Here is a 13,987-nt window from a genome sequence, read left to right on the forward strand (position 1 = left end):
CGAGCAGAGAAAGATTTATTAGATATGACATCAGTCAGCTAAACCCTTTTAGCTGGCTTTTTTGTTAGCGACTCGGTCATTAACTTGCTTGTCAAAATATAATTCGGTATCATAGATATATAATGTTTGGTAAGTAAGTCCTATTGTCAGTTCGGAACAAGTAGATAGGAGAAGGGGAGAAAAAACTAGTGAATAAAGACCAATTGATAGAGAAACCAGAAATAAATATTGTTGGGGTTATTGCAAATCATCAGTTTAACTGGTATATTTGTTCAAACGAAATGTGGACAATGGATATCGATAAATATATTCAGGCATACCAGGAAGCAGGTCTGGATGTTGATTTCTCCTATTTACCTGAGATTCAGCAGAATCTTCATGTGATTACAAAAAGCAATCTTGAGAGCTACTTAGAAATGTATAAAGATGATTGGCTGAAGGTGACGGTTGAAGAATTGATCTCAATGATCAAACGTTCAATGGAAGAGGAGAACTTGAATTCAGAGATTATTCTGGAAGGAAAAGCCTTGCTTCCGGATCTTTTCATCGATTTTGATAAAGAAGAATTTTATTCAAACCATCTGGGGATGAAAAACTACGAAAGATATGTGCCAAACGGATGGAAGTTTTTTTCAGGACGTTTTGATCATTTGATCCCCAAAGAGGAGCAATATTGGATTGAAGAGACCAAGAAAACTGAAGGAACTAGTCTTCTATTCATATAAAAATAATACAGTTTAAAAGTATTTCATGAGACTGTGAAATGCTTTAAAATTTCGCCACATTTCAAATCTTTATATTCCGTTTCGTTAGGAATAGCGATGGAAAGCCAACCAAATATGCTATACTGAAGTAGATAGAAGGAGGAGCGACTGATGAGCAGAAAGTGGGTAAAGATCATTGCTATTTTAATTTTCATCCTATCCGGTAGTTACTTTGTCTACAATAAACTAACGAAGCCGAATCTTGGACCGAAAACAACAAAGCTCTATAAGCATGGTTTTCTTTTGCTAGAAGAACAAATCGGAACCTACATCAAAGAACACTATACTGGGATTGAGAAGATTGAGTTCTCCCCAATCTACGTTACTGAAGAAGGGTCAACATTCTCAAATGCCTATGTGCGTCCGACGATCTATGACAAGTATGGAAATAAAGCTACTCTGGGAGATAAAATAAAGAAATTTATTCCATTAAGTTATGGATTGATTTCAGACATTGTTCTTGATTTTGATGGAGGTGGCAATGAAGTCATTGAGTTACTGGACTCAAATGGCAAACCTGTAGACGTTTCAAATGAGGAGCATTTGCCTAAGAGAGCTATACTCACAGAGGCAAGTAGTACAGATGAAAATATTGAATTATTAGTAGAAGATGGTCAGTTAATAGGAGTCGTAAAGGATGATAAAGGAAGCCCTGGTGCAGAAATTGTTTATAATACGGAACTCCATAAAGGAGACGCGAGAGAGTAGCGCTAACCAATGAAATAGAATGAAAAAGAAAGGACAAAACACATGCAGTATTATTTTATCGGTGGCCTAGGTGGTAATAGCTACCATCTGGCTCCACTAATGGATGAGCTAGGCTTTCCTGTGACCTTTCTAGATCCCTATAGGGAAATGATTCAGACAGAAAACGATCTTCGTGATTGGTTCCAAGGTCGGGTTGGCCAGGCTGAAGAGATCTGCTTATTTGGGCATTCCTTGGGTGGAGATTTGGCTCGTTATCTGGCTACTGAGTTTCCTCAGATCCAGGCTTTGATTCTCCTGGATGGGGGTTATCTGGATATGGAAAAGATCCTGCCTCTTGAAGAAGAACTAGAAGGAACGGCGTCCTTCATGCAGCAGCAAGTTTTTGCAACTTTAGAAGAAGCCGTGTTATCAGAACTTGGTGATGGAGAAGATCCTACTCCTATAGCGCGAAAAGCAGTAGAGGCTAGCTTTCGCTGGAATCCAGCAAGTGAACAATATGAATTAAATCTGGATCTCGAAAAGGTCATGGCTTTATTGCGTCTACGGCGTCGGATCAAGACTTACCAGATTCCACTGGCGGACCTGCCTGTCCTCTTTATTGGCCCTCGATACCAAGAAGAACCGGAATGGAGAAAAGAAGCTCTGGAGCAACTAGATCCTCAGATCGAGCAAGTCTTGCTAGATGGTTTGGGGCACGAACTATATACAGAGGCGCCTGAAATTGTAGCTAGAGAAGTCAACAATTGGCTCCAAAATGTTCATAAATAAAACCTGTTTCTCTTTTTGAAACGGGTTTTTACCTTGTAATTTCCGAACGTTATTTCCTATAAAATCATTCCCATTGCATTAGGTCCGTATCTTTGGTATAATCTATCAAGGAAACGTCAAGAGACGTAGCGATGCGCTTGCGCATAGGTAGGTCAGTTTTTAGAAAAGAGATTTTTCAATCTATGTTAAATGAATTTCCTATTTTCGACTATGAAGATATTCAGTTGATTCCCAACAAATGTATCATCAATAGCCGGTCAGAAGCAGATACAACCGTCCAATTTGGAAAGCATACCTTCAAGCTACCAGTTGTTCCAGCTAATATGCAGACGATCTTGGATGAGAATGTAGCAGAGCAGTTGGCGCGTGGTGGATACTTCTACATCATGCACCGCTTTGATGAAGCAGGTCGGATTCCTTTTGTCAAACGCATGCATGATCAAGGTTTAATCGCATCCATTTCGGTTGGTGTTAAGGAATACGAATACGACTTTGTGAGTCAATTAAAGGCAGATGCACCTGAGTACATTACCATTGATATCGCACATGGTCATGCGGATAGTGTCATTCGGATGATTCAACACATCAAGAAGGAATTGCCAGATACCTTTGTCATTGCTGGAAATGTTGGAACACCTGAAGCTGTTCGTGAATTAGAAAATGCGGGAGCTGATGCGACTAAGGTCGGGATTGGTCCTGGTAAGGTTTGTATCACCAAAGTGAAGACTGGATTTGGTACAGGTGGTTGGCAATTGGCTGCCCTTCGCTGGTGCTCAAAAGCAGCGCGTAAGCCAATTATTGCGGACGGTGGGATTCGGACCCATGGTGATATTGCCAAATCGATTCGTTTCGGGGCGTCTATGGTCATGATTGGTTCTCTTTTTGCAGGTCATATCGAAAGTCCTGGTAAAACAGTAGAGATCGATGGAGAGTCTTTCAAAGAGTACTATGGATCTGCTTCAGAGTACCAAAAAGGTGCTTATAAGAATGTCGAAGGCAAGAAGATTTTATTGCCTGCCAAGGGTCATTTGCAAGACACCTTGACAGAAATGGAACAAGATTTGCAAAGTTCGATCTCATATGCTGGAGGCCGAAAATTAGCAGATTTGAAACACGTTGACTATGTGATCGTTAAGAATTCCATCTGGAATGGCGATGCACACTAATTGAATTACTTATTTATTTCACGAATGGGCGTGATGTTTCTACAAGGTGCCGGAACACCTAACAATAAGTAAGTCGAGATAAATCCTTTTGTGAGAGGATATTCAAGGCTTGCTTTGCAGGCCTTTTTGTGTTTTGTGAAGAAGTAACGGATTTTATAGAAAGTAGGAGGAAGTATGAAATTACTTGAAGAACGCATCTTAAAAGATGGCAACGTTTTAGGTGAGAATATCCTCAAGGTGGACTCCTTTTTGACCCACCAAGTGGATTTCAAACTCATGAAAGAAATTGGCCAGACCTTTGCGGACCGGTTCAAAGATGCGGGTATTACCAAAGTCGTCACCATTGAAGCGTCTGGGATCGCGCCAGCCCTTTATGTAGCGGAAGCACTTGATGTCCCTATGATTTTTGCGAAGAAAGCGAAAAACATCACCATGAATGAGGGGATTTTGACCGCTGAGGTTTATTCCTTTACCAAGCAAGTCACTAGTACGGTGTCAATTGCTGGTAAATTCTTAGATCCAGCGGATAAGGTTTTGATTATTGATGATTTCCTAGCAAATGGTCAAGCGGCTAAGGGCTTGATTCAGATCATCGAACAATCTGGTGCACAAGTGGAAGCCGTTGGAATCGTCATTGAAAAATCCTTCCAAGATGGACGGGGATTATTAGAAGAGTTGGGATATCCAGTTGTATCCCTCGCGCGTTTGGACCGTTTTGAAAATGGTCAGGTTGTATTTAAGGAGGCAGACATCTAATGCAAAAACAAGAAAGCCATTCACAGGCCGCTGTTCTAGGCTTGCAGCATTTATTAGCCATGTATTCGGGATCAATTTTGGTGCCGATCATGATCGCGGGAGCGTTGGGATATAACGCTCATCAGCTGACCTACCTCATCTCTACAGATATCTTCATGTGTGGGGTGGCAACTTTCCTTCAAGTGCAACTCAATAAATACTTTGGGATCGGTCTTCCGGTCGTCCTTGGGGTTGCCTTCCAGTCTGTGGCACCTCTCAGCATGATCGGGGCTAGCCATGGTAGTGGGGCCATGTTTGGTGCCTTGATTGTTTCAGGGATTTACGTGGTTCTGGTCTCAGGATTCTTCTCGAAAATTGCCAACCTCTTCCCATCCATTGTGACGGGATCGGTCATTACGACCATTGGTTTGACCTTGATTCCGGTAGCGATTGGGAACATGGGGAATAACGCAGCCAAACCAACGGTGCAAAGTCTGATTTTAGCCGTGATCACCATTCTCATTATCTTGTTCGTTAATATCTATACGACTGGCTTTATCAAGTCTATCTCTATCTTGATTGGATTGATTGCAGGAACTGCTATTGCGGCCTCAATGGGCTTGGTGGATTTCACACCTGTATCGCAAGCACCAGTCGTTCACGTTCCAACACCATTCTTCTTTGGAGCACCTAAGTTTGAAATCACTTCAATCTTAATGATGTGTATTATCGCGACGGTTTCCATGGTCGAATCAACTGGTGTTTATCTTGCACTTTCAGATATTACCAAAGATCCGATTGATAGCACGCGCCTCCGTAATGGCTATCGTGCTGAAGGGTTGGCCGTTCTTCTCGGTGGTATCTTCAATACCTTCCCTTACACTGGATTCTCACAAAACGTTGGTTTAGTGAAATTGTCTGGTATCAAGACTCGTCTTCCAATCTATTATGCGGCTGGTTTCCTTGTTCTACTCGGTCTCCTTCCAAAGTTTGGAGCTTTAGCACAAATCATCCCAAGCCCAGTTCTTGGGGGAGCGATGCTTGTCATGTTTGGTTTTGTATCGATTCAAGGGATGCAGATTCTTGCGCGTGTTGATTTTGAACACAATGAGCACAACTTCTTGATCGCTGCTGTATCGATTGCTGCAGGGGTTGGTTTGAACAACAGCACCCTCTTCAATGGCCTTCCAACAGGATTCCAAATGTTCTTTGCGAACGGAATTGTCGTTGCCAGTGTCTTGGCGATCATTCTCAATGCTATTTTAAACCGCAACAAAAACTAATCTCACATGAACCGGAGGTCCTTGGATCTTCGGTTTTTTTGACTTTTAAAGAAACATATAGTAGAGTGGAAGAGGAGAAAATCTTATTTGATGAGAAGAGAGTTAGAATCATGTATGTAACCTATCACTTTAAAGAGCGCTTGCGCTTGTTTTTGAGTCTATTTTTGCCGATTTTAATCTATCAATTGGCCAATTATTCGGCCAGCTTTGTCGATACAGCCATGACTGGTCAGTACCGGACCCTTGATTTGGCTGGTGTTTCTACAGCTACCAGTCTGTGGAATCCATTTTTTACTTTCCTGACAGGGATTGTCTCCGCACTGACGCCGATTGTTGGGCATCATTTAGGCAAGGGAAATAAAGAAAGGATTGCTGGCGATTTTTACCAATTCCTCTATATGTCATTTGGTATGGCTATTCTCTTAATAGGCTTTGTTTGGGGGATTGCACCCATGATTCTCAAGCAGATCGGCTTAGAAAATGTTGTTGCCCAAATAGCCATTCGCTATTTATATTTCCTTTCTCTGGGAATCTTACCCTTGTTGCTCTTTAGTATCGTGCGGACCTTCCTCGATACCTTGGGAATGACGCGTCTATCCATGTACTTGATGCTCTTGCTTTTGCCTCTCAATGCTTGTTTTAACTATATCCTGATCTATGGGGCATTTGGTTTTCCTGAGATGGGAGGAGCAGGAGCAGGTCTTGGAACCTCTCTGGCCTACTGGGTCTTGCTGGTTATTGCGGTTTTGATCTTGTGCAAGCATCCCAAGGTAGCACCTTTCCAATTGTGGAAGCCGCAACCTTATGATTTTCAAGGGATGAAAGAAGTATTGCGCCTTGGGCTTCCAATCGGTGGAATTGTTTTTGCAGAAGTCATCATCTTCTCGCTCGTTGGTTTGTTAATGGCAAAATTCCCATCACTGACCATTGCTAGTCACCAATCGGCCATGAATTTTTCTACCCTGATGTATGCTTTCCCAGTTAGTATCTCCAGTACCATGGCGATTATCGTATCTTACGAACTGGGAGCAGGAAGACCAGAAGTGGTCAAACAATATTGCCGTTTGGGACGGCTGACAGCCTTTGGCTTTGCCATTGTCACCCTGGTCTTTCTCTATACATTCCGCTTCCAACTAGCAGGACTATACGGGAAGGATCCAGTCTTTGTGCAGCAAACAGCGATTTTCATGACCTATAGTTTATTTTTCCAAGTAGCCGATACCTTTGCAGCACCCTTACAAGGGATTTTGCGGGGCTATAAGGATACAACGGTTCCGTTCTTATTAGGTGTCTTTAGTTATTGGTGTATCTCTATCCCACTAGGGATTTTCCTTGATCATGTGATCAACCTTGGTCCCTATGCTTATTGGATCGGCCTTATTTCTAGCCTTGTCGTGAGTGGAATTTGTTACCAACTTCGGCTCTGGCAGATCGAAAAAAAGCAAACAAACTAAAATGAAGTCTGGGAAACCAGGCTTTTTGTGTACCGTGAATATTATAAATTTTCTGAAAGTTCTTGACAATTGATGTCAAAGTGGTAAGATTAGGAGGTAGAAATGAAGAACTAGAAGGAGAACAAGATGAGAAGTGATATGATCAAAATGGGGATCGACCGAGCACCAGCGCGTGGTCTCCTCTATGCAACAGGGCAAGTAAAATCAGCAAAGGATATGCAAAAGCCCTTTATTGCCATTTGTAACTCCTATATTGATATCGTTCCAGGCCATGTTCACCTGCGTGAGTTAGCAGATGTTGCCAAGAAAGCTATCCGCGAGGCTGGTGGGATTCCTTTTGAATTTAATACCATCGGTGTCGATGATGGGATTGCGATGGGCCATATCGGGATGCGTTATAGTTTGCCATCTCGTGAGTTGATCGCAGATGCTGCTGAAACAGTCATCAATGCCCACTGGTTTGATGGTGTTTTCTATATTCCCAACTGTGATAAAATTACACCAGGTATGATTTTGGCAGCTATGCGGACCAATGTACCAGCCGTATTTTGTTCTGGTGGACCCATGAAGGGCGGCGTTGACATGACGGGGCATCAAGCGACGCTCTCAAGTTTGTTTGAAGCTGTAGGTACTTATCAAGCTGGTGATATGAGCATGGATGAGCTGGATTTCTTGGAAAAAAATGCCTGTCCAACTTGTGGCTCTTGCTCTGGTATGTTTACTGCCAATTCCATGAACTGTTTGATGGAAGTATTAGGCCTTGCTCTTCCTGGAAATGGTACTATCCTAGCTGTTTCAGATGAACGCCGGGAATTGGTTCGTCAAGCAGCCAAACAATTGGTAGAGAATATTAAAAAGGGTATCCGTCCACGGGATATCGTGACCAAAGAAGCCATCAACGATGCTTTTGCGCTCGATATGGCCATGGGTGGTTCAACCAATACGGTGCTTCATACGCTGGCTATTGCGCGTGAAGCAGGGATTGACTATGATCTCAAAGATATCAACGAGATTGCTAAGAAGACACCTTATCTCTCTAAAATTGCCCCTTCAAGTGTTTACACTATGCATGATGTGCATGAAGCTGGTGGTGTTCCAGCCATTATCAATCAGTTGATCAAAAAAGGTGCCATTAAGGGTGATCGTATCACAGTTACTGGTAAAACCTTGAAAGAAAACGTAGCTGGTGCTGAAATCAAAAATCAAGAAATTATCCATCCAATTGAGCATCCTATTTCACCTGTAGGTGGTTTGTCGATCCTCTACGGAAATATTGCTCAGGATGGAGCTGTTATCAAGGTCGGTGGGGTCGATCCGTCTGTGACCACTTTCCGTGGTAAAGCTATTTGTTGCGATTCACAAGATCAAGCCCTTGAGTTGATTGACAATGGAACAGTCAAGAAGGGACATGTTGTTGTCATTCGTTACGAGGGTCCTCAAGGTGGACCTGGTATGCCAGAAATGTTGGCACCAACTTCTAAGATTGTCGGACGCGGTCTTGGTAAGGATGTGGCACTGATTACGGATGGTCGTTTCTCAGGAGCTACTCGTGGGATTGCTATTGGTCACGTTTCTCCAGAAGCAGCAGAAGGTGGTAATATCGCCCTAATCGAAGATGGGGACGAAATCGTGATTGACCTTCCAAATCGTACTATTGATTTGCTTGTCGATGATGCCACTCTTGCAGAACGTCGCAAACATTTGAAACCTTTCAAATCAAAAATCTCCAGCGGTTGGTTGCGTCGCTATACAGCCTTTGCCAAATCAGCCAACGTCGGCGGAACCTTGATGAGTAACGAAGAATTCGAAGAACGGAAAGCAGAACGTCAAGCCCAAGAAAAATAAGAAAAAACCTTTCCTGCTATGTGATATCACAAGCAAGAAAGGTTTTTTAGTGGAACCATTATTTGGTGCGCATTTCACCTTGAGGGAAGTAGGTTCCTTCAGGCATATCGTTAATGATGACGTGAACTGCTGACTGAGGAGCACCAGTATTGCGAACAACAGCTTCGGTTACTTCCTTGGCCAAGGCTTTCTTTTGTTCCAAGGTGCGTCCTTCAAATAGGTCAATTCGTACAAATGGCATATGGCCACCTCCTAAATTTTTTATAGGACTATTTTATCACATTTTGGGATACAAAGCTTAGCGAAATTATGGTAAAATGATAATGAAACACATTTTAGAGAGAACAAAAGGAAAATGGCACAATTATATTATAAATATGGGACCATGAACTCGGGGAAAACCATTGAGATCTTGAAGGTGGCCCATAATTATGAAGAGCAAGGAAAGAGCGTCGTCATCATGACCTCGGCAATCGATACACGAGATGGAGTAGGAGTGGTTTCTAGTCGGATCGGTATGAAACGAGAAGCCGTTGCAATTGAAGACGATACGGATATCTTTGGCTTTATTAAAAACCAAACAATCAAACCTTACTGTGTGTTAATCGATGAAGCTCAGTTTTTGAAACGCCACCATGTCTATGACTTGGCAAGAGTCGTGGATGAACTGGATGTGCCGGTTATGGCTTTTGGCCTCAAAAATGATTTCCGAAATGAACTCTTTGAAGGTTCCAAACACCTCCTCTTGTTAGCCGACAAGATCGAGGAGATCAAAACCATCTGCCAATACTGTTCCCGCAAGGCAACCATGGTCTTGCGTACCCAAGCAGGTAAACCTGTCTATGATGGAGAGCAGATCCAGATCGGTGGACACGAGACCTATATCTCCGTTTGCCGCAAGCATTATTTTAATCCAGACATTCCAACTGAAAGCGTCTAGAACGTTTTAGAGAGGATAATAATGTCTATTTGTTTAAAAGATATTACAATAGAGAATTATTTTGACGTTTTAAATCTAGAAGTTCATCCAAACCAAAGGAATTTTATTGCATCCAATTCCATTAGCTTAGCTGAAGCCTATGTATATGATAAAAATGGTGATTTTATAGCTCCCTTAGCAGTTTATGATAAGGAAGTATTAGTTGGTTTTGTTATGATTGCCTATGACCAGAAAATTGGGATTAGCAAGGGGAACTACTTGTTATTTCGTTTTATGATCGATAAACGATTTCAAGGTTTAGGCTATTTTAAACCGACTATGGATGCAGTCATTGACTTTGTTCGAACAGAGCCAGCTGGAAAAGCAAGAAGTCTTTGGTTATCTTATGAACCGGAAAATAATCAAGCGAGATCTTGCTATCTCCATTATGGATTTAAAGAAACTGGCGAAGTCATAGAAGACGAAATTGTAGCAATCTATGATCTAACAACCTAGAATTAAGGAGCAAACATGAATATCTATGATCAACTACAAGCTGTAGAAGACCGTTATGAAGAGTTAGGAGAATTGTTGAGTGACCCAGATGTGGTCTCTGATACCAAACGATTTATGGAGCTTTCAAAAGAAGAAGCTTCCACTCGTGATACGGTGACAGCCTACCGAGAGTACAAGCAAGTCCTTCAAAACATTGTTGACGCTGAAGAAATGATTAAGGAAGCAGGCGGCGATGCGGACTTGGAAGAAATGGCCAAGCAAGAGCTAAAAGATGCTAAGGCTGAAAAAGAAGAGTACGAAGAAAAACTGAAGATCTTACTTCTTCCAAAAGATCCAAACGATGACAAGAACATTATTTTGGAAATCCGTGGAGCAGCTGGAGGAGACGAAGCCCAATTGTTTGCTGGCGACCTCTTACAAATGTACCAAAAATACGCGGAAAGCCAAGGCTGGCGTTTTGAAGTCATGGAAGCTTCCTACAATGGCGTTGGTGGGATCAAAGAAGTTGTAGCCATGGTTTCTGGTCAATCGGTTTATTCAAAACTCAAGTATGAATCTGGTGCCCACCGGGTACAACGGGTTCCTGTGACAGAAAGCCAAGGTCGTGTCCATACTTCGACTGCTACAGTTCTAGTTATGCCAGAAATCGAAGAAGTCGAGTACGACATTGATCCAAAAGACCTACGGATTGATATCTACCACGCATCTGGTGCAGGTGGACAGAACGTCAACAAGGTCGCAACAGCCGTTCGTATCGTCCACTTGCCAACCAATATCAAGGTCGAGATGCAAGAAGAACGGACCCAACAGAAGAACCGCGAAAAAGCCATGAAGATCATCCGTGCGCGTGTGGCTGACCACTTTGCTCAGATTGCCCAAGACGAGCAAGACGCTGAACGGAAGTCAACCATCGGTACTGGTGATCGTTCCGAGCGGATCCGGACTTACAACTTCCCTCAAAACCGTGTGACCGATCACCGGATTGGCTTGACCCTTCAAAAACTGGATACCATCTTATCTGGTAAATTAGATGAAGTGGTCGATGCTTTGGTCTTGTATGATCAAACACAAAAACTAGAAGAGTTGAACAAATAATGTTGTTGGGACCATTATTAGCCCAGTATGAAGAAGAATTAATAGCCGTTGGAGAGGAAGCAGAAAGCCTCTCCTTCGCGTATCGTGCTTTAAAAAACTGGACTTTTACAGACTTTGTCCTTGCCTTGCAAAAAGAAGTGGAAGTAGAGGATCAGGCCTTGCTTCTATCCATCTTTGAGCAGTTGAAACATCACGTCCCTGCCCAGTATATTATTGGTAGTGCAGAATTCTGTGGCCATGTTTTTACAGTGGATGAGCGCGTGCTGATTCCACGCCCAGAAACAGAGGAGTTGGTGGCTCTAATTCTCGAAGAAAACGATGAGAAAGCCTTACGAGTTCTGGATATTGGTACAGGAAGTGGTGCTATCGCTATTAGCTTAGCCCTTGCTAGACCTACCTGGCAGGTTCAAGCTAGTGATGTCTCAGAAGAGGCATTAGCCCTAGCTCAAGAAAATGCCAAGCAATTAGAAGCTGCCCTTGAATTCAAGTCGTCAGATGTACTGGACGAACTAGAAGGTCCTTATGACCTGATTGTATCCAACCCTCCCTATATCTCTCGGGATGATGTAGAAGAAGTCGTAGCCAATGTTTTAGCCTCTGAACCCCACTTAGCTCTTTTTGCGGATCGTGATGGATATGCCATCTACGAAAAGATTGCCCAGCAAGCACCAAGTCTTTTAACAGCAGATGGTAAAATTTACCTAGAAATTGGTTATAAGCAAGGAAGCAAGGTAAAAGAGCTTTTTCAAGAGGCGTTTCCCAACAAACAAGTTCGCGTTCTGAAAGACCAATTTGGACAAGATAGAATGGTAGTAGTAGACAATGGATCACATTGAGAAAGAATTAGAAGCAGGACGTGCGGTTATTCTGCCAACTGAAACAGTCTATGGTATTTTCGCTAAAGCTTTGGATCAAGAGGCAGTTGATTACATTTACGAATTAAAACGTAGACCAAGAGACAAGGCTCTGAATTTAAATGTAGCCGACGAAAAAGCGATTCGATTTTATTCGAAAAATCAACCTGGTTATTTATCAAAACTGATTGATTCATTTTTACCAGGGCCTCTGACTATTATTCTTCAAGCGAATGACAAGGTGCCAGACTGGATTCATTCAGGATTGGATACAGTTGGTTTCCGTATTCCGGCTCACCCAAAAACGTTGGAATTAATTCGTAAATTCGGCCCTTTGGTTGGTCCTTCGGCCAATCTTTCAGGTCATGCAAGTGGAACAAAGTATCAGGATATTATAAGCGAGTTTGATCAAGTGGTTCCTGGTGTCGAGGATGATGACTTCTTGACTAGACAAGATTCAACTATTTTGGATATCTCTGGTTCCAAGGCCAGGATTTTGCGGCAAGGTTCGATTACTAAAGCTGATTTGCTTGCACAAGTGCCGGAGCTTTCTTTTGAGGAAGATGAACTTCCTCAGTGATAATGTACATAAATAATTTTTTATAAAGGAGTAGACCGATGATTTTTGATAAAGAAGATTACAAAGCTTATGATGCAGACCTATGGAATGCGATCGCTAAAGAGGAAGAGCGTCAACAAAACAATATTGAGTTGATTGCTTCTGAAAATGTCGTCTCTAAAGCAGTGATGGCTGCTCAAGGGTCTATTCTGACAAATAAATATGCTGAAGGCTACCCTGGCCGTCGTTACTATGGCGGGACAGATGTGGTCGATGTGGTCGAAAGTCTCGCGATCGAACGGGCCAAAGAAATCTTTGGTGCTAAATTTGCCAACGTTCAACCGCATTCAGGAAGTCAGGCAAACTGTGCTGCCTATATGGCCTTGATTGAGCCTGGTGATACTGTTATGGGAATGGATCTAGCTGCCGGTGGACATTTGACGCACGGAGCTTCTGTGAGCTTCTCTGGTCAAACCTATAACTTTGTGTCTTATAGTGTAGATCCTGAAACAGAGCTCTTGGATTTTGACGCCATCTTAAAACAAGCCCAAGAAGTGAAGCCAAAACTCATCGTCGCTGGTGCCTCAGCCTACTCTCATATCATTGATTTCTCAAAATTCCGTGAGATTGCAGATGCAGTAGGAGCTAAGCTCATGGTTGATATGGCCCATATTGCTGGTCTCGTAGCAGCAGGTCTACATCCAAGTCCAGTTCCTTATGCACATATCACGACAACGACCACTCACAAGACCCTTCGTGGACCTCGTGGAGGCCTAATCTTGACCAATGACGAGGAATTAGCTAAGAAAATTAACTCTGCTATTTTCCCTGGTATTCAAGGAGGACCGTTGGAGCATGTCATTGCAGCCAAAGCTGTCGCATTCAAAGAAGCCTTGGATCCTGCCTTTAAAGAGTATGCAGTTAACGTAATTAAGAACAGTCAGGCCATGGCTGATGTCTTCTTGCAAGATCCTGATTTCCGTGTCATTTCAGGCGGAACAGAGAACCACCTTTTCCTTGTTGACGTCACTAAAGTCGTTGAAAACGGAAAAGTGGCGCAAAACTTGTTGGATGAAGTCAATATTACCCTCAACAAGAACTCTATTCCTTATGAAACCTTGTCTCCATTTAAGACCAGTGGGATTCGGATTGGTGCAGCAGCCATCACTGCTCGTGGTTTTGGTGAAAAAGAAAGTCGCACCGTTGCTGAACTCATGATCAAAGCGCTGAAGAATGCGGACAAGCAAGAAGTATTAGACGAAGTGCGCAGCCAAGTCAAAGCCTTGACAGACGCCTTTCCACTTTACGAGGACTAAACCAT

At 42.7% G+C, this 13,987-nt stretch carries 15 protein-coding genes and 1 riboswitch; of the genes, 14 read left to right on the forward strand and 1 reads right to left on the reverse strand.

What is annotated here, in order from left to right:
* Window positions 1–188 precede the first annotated feature (188 nt).
* The 8 genes from HMPREF2685_RS06005 (at window position 189) to ilvD (ending at window position 8,723) form a co-directional block, all read left to right on the forward strand.
* Window positions 189–725: a hypothetical protein gene (locus HMPREF2685_RS06005; protein ID WP_023918092.1), complete on the forward strand. Its 537-nt coding sequence runs from the start codon at window positions 189–191 to the stop codon at window positions 723–725.
* 150 nt (window positions 726–875) lie between these two features.
* Window positions 876–1,472 (forward strand): hypothetical protein, encoded by a 597-nt coding sequence (locus HMPREF2685_RS06010; RefSeq protein ID WP_023918094.1) that lies wholly within the window; start codon window positions 876–878, stop codon window positions 1,470–1,472.
* A 42-nt stretch (window positions 1,473–1,514) separates the two neighbouring features.
* Entirely contained in the window at window positions 1,515–2,240 is a 726-nt protein-coding gene (locus tag HMPREF2685_RS06015) for an alpha/beta fold hydrolase (protein ID WP_070465880.1), read from the forward strand.
* Window positions 2,241–2,422: 182 nt separating this feature from the next.
* The gene (guaC, locus tag HMPREF2685_RS06020; RefSeq protein WP_021153179.1) at window positions 2,423–3,406 is read left to right on the forward strand and encodes a GMP reductase; all 984 of its coding nucleotides are present in this window, start codon (window positions 2,423–2,425) and stop codon (window positions 3,404–3,406) included.
* Window positions 3,396–3,491: riboswitch (purine riboswitch) on the forward strand. It overlaps the preceding gene by 11 nt.
* An 89-nt stretch (window positions 3,492–3,580) precedes the next feature.
* Window positions 3,581–4,162 carry a xanthine phosphoribosyltransferase gene (locus HMPREF2685_RS06025; RefSeq protein WP_070465881.1) on the forward strand — a complete coding sequence of 194 codons (582 nt, stop codon included), beginning with the start codon at window positions 3,581–3,583 and terminating at the stop codon, window positions 4,160–4,162.
* The gene (locus HMPREF2685_RS06030; protein WP_070465884.1) at window positions 4,162–5,424 is read left to right on the forward strand and encodes a nucleobase:cation symporter-2 family protein; all 1,263 of its coding nucleotides are present in this window, start codon (window positions 4,162–4,164) and stop codon (window positions 5,422–5,424) included. Before HMPREF2685_RS06025 ends, HMPREF2685_RS06030 begins: the two co-directional genes overlap by 1 nt.
* Before the next feature lie 110 nt (window positions 5,425–5,534).
* Window positions 5,535–6,878: an MATE family efflux transporter gene (locus tag HMPREF2685_RS06035; protein ID WP_070465887.1), complete on the forward strand. Its 1,344-nt coding sequence runs from the start codon at window positions 5,535–5,537 to the stop codon at window positions 6,876–6,878.
* A gap of 126 nt (window positions 6,879–7,004) precedes the next feature.
* Window positions 7,005–8,723 carry a dihydroxy-acid dehydratase gene (gene ilvD / locus HMPREF2685_RS06040; RefSeq protein WP_070465892.1) on the forward strand — a complete coding sequence of 573 codons (1,719 nt, stop codon included), beginning with the start codon at window positions 7,005–7,007 and terminating at the stop codon, window positions 8,721–8,723.
* A gap of 58 nt (window positions 8,724–8,781) precedes the next feature.
* Here ilvD and HMPREF2685_RS06045 read toward each other — a convergent pair whose 3' ends face one another.
* Window positions 8,782–8,964 (reverse strand): 4-oxalocrotonate tautomerase, encoded by a 183-nt coding sequence (locus tag HMPREF2685_RS06045; protein WP_001117401.1) that lies wholly within the window; start codon window positions 8,962–8,964, stop codon window positions 8,782–8,784.
* Between the two features lie 114 nt (window positions 8,965–9,078).
* On the opposite strand from HMPREF2685_RS06045, the gene HMPREF2685_RS06050 reads away from it, so the two are divergent.
* Genes HMPREF2685_RS06050 through glyA form a run of 6 tightly spaced genes read left to right on the forward strand, consistent with a single transcriptional unit; the run spans window position 9,079 to window position 13,982 of the window.
* The gene (locus HMPREF2685_RS06050) at window positions 9,079–9,663 is read left to right on the forward strand and encodes a thymidine kinase (protein WP_003007269.1); all 585 of its coding nucleotides are present in this window, start codon (window positions 9,079–9,081) and stop codon (window positions 9,661–9,663) included.
* 21 nt (window positions 9,664–9,684) lie between these two features.
* Complete coding sequence (locus HMPREF2685_RS06055) at window positions 9,685–10,158, forward strand: GNAT family N-acetyltransferase (protein ID WP_070465893.1); 474 nt, start codon at window positions 9,685–9,687, stop codon at window positions 10,156–10,158.
* Between the two features lie 15 nt (window positions 10,159–10,173).
* On the forward strand, window positions 10,174–11,253 hold the full coding sequence (gene prfA, locus HMPREF2685_RS06060; RefSeq protein WP_003007273.1) for a peptide chain release factor 1: 1,080 nt from the start codon (window positions 10,174–10,176) through the stop codon (window positions 11,251–11,253).
* Window positions 11,253–12,089 (forward strand): peptide chain release factor N(5)-glutamine methyltransferase, encoded by an 837-nt coding sequence (gene prmC / locus HMPREF2685_RS06065; RefSeq protein WP_070465894.1) that lies wholly within the window; start codon window positions 11,253–11,255, stop codon window positions 12,087–12,089. The genes prfA and prmC overlap by 1 nt, the downstream gene beginning before the upstream one ends.
* Entirely contained in the window at window positions 12,076–12,687 is a 612-nt protein-coding gene (locus HMPREF2685_RS06070) for an L-threonylcarbamoyladenylate synthase (RefSeq protein WP_070465900.1), read from the forward strand. Before prmC ends, HMPREF2685_RS06070 begins: the two co-directional genes overlap by 14 nt.
* Window positions 12,688–12,725: 38 nt before the next feature.
* Complete coding sequence (gene glyA / locus HMPREF2685_RS06075; RefSeq protein WP_003001554.1) at window positions 12,726–13,982, forward strand: serine hydroxymethyltransferase; 1,257 nt, start codon at window positions 12,726–12,728, stop codon at window positions 13,980–13,982.
* Window positions 13,983–13,987 lie beyond the last annotated feature (5 nt).

Source organism: Streptococcus sp. HMSC074F05 (assembly GCF_001808725.1).
In the GTDB taxonomy this organism is placed as follows: Bacteria; Bacillota; Bacilli; order Lactobacillales; family Streptococcaceae; genus Streptococcus; species Streptococcus parasanguinis_I.

Excerpts from the sequence above, each read along its gene's own strand:
- HMPREF2685_RS06010 (WP_023918094.1), top strand. The coding sequence starts at position 876 with ATGAGCAGAAAGTGGGTAAAGATCATTGCTATTTTAATTTTCATCCTA.
- HMPREF2685_RS06015 (WP_070465880.1), top strand. The coding sequence starts at position 1,515 with ATGCAGTATTATTTTATCGGTGGCCTAGGTGGTAATAGCTACCATCTG.
- guaC (WP_021153179.1), top strand. The coding sequence starts at position 2,423 with ATGTTAAATGAATTTCCTATTTTCGACTATGAAGATATTCAGTTGATT.
- HMPREF2685_RS06025 (WP_070465881.1), top strand. The coding sequence starts at position 3,581 with ATGAAATTACTTGAAGAACGCATCTTAAAAGATGGCAACGTTTTAGGT.
- HMPREF2685_RS06030 (WP_070465884.1), top strand. The coding sequence starts at position 4,162 with ATGCAAAAACAAGAAAGCCATTCACAGGCCGCTGTTCTAGGCTTGCAG.
- HMPREF2685_RS06035 (WP_070465887.1), top strand. The coding sequence starts at position 5,535 with ATGTATGTAACCTATCACTTTAAAGAGCGCTTGCGCTTGTTTTTGAGT.
- ilvD (WP_070465892.1), top strand. The coding sequence starts at position 7,005 with ATGAGAAGTGATATGATCAAAATGGGGATCGACCGAGCACCAGCGCGT.
- HMPREF2685_RS06045 (WP_001117401.1), bottom strand. The coding sequence starts at position 8,964 with ATGCCATTTGTACGAATTGACCTATTTGAAGGACGCACCTTGGAACAA.
- HMPREF2685_RS06050 (WP_003007269.1), top strand. The coding sequence starts at position 9,079 with ATGGCACAATTATATTATAAATATGGGACCATGAACTCGGGGAAAACC.
- HMPREF2685_RS06055 (WP_070465893.1), top strand. The coding sequence starts at position 9,685 with ATGTCTATTTGTTTAAAAGATATTACAATAGAGAATTATTTTGACGTT.
- prfA (WP_003007273.1), top strand. The coding sequence starts at position 10,174 with ATGAATATCTATGATCAACTACAAGCTGTAGAAGACCGTTATGAAGAG.
- prmC (WP_070465894.1), top strand. The coding sequence starts at position 11,253 with ATGTTGTTGGGACCATTATTAGCCCAGTATGAAGAAGAATTAATAGCC.
- HMPREF2685_RS06070 (WP_070465900.1), top strand. The coding sequence starts at position 12,076 with ATGGATCACATTGAGAAAGAATTAGAAGCAGGACGTGCGGTTATTCTG.
- glyA (WP_003001554.1), top strand. The coding sequence starts at position 12,726 with ATGATTTTTGATAAAGAAGATTACAAAGCTTATGATGCAGACCTATGG.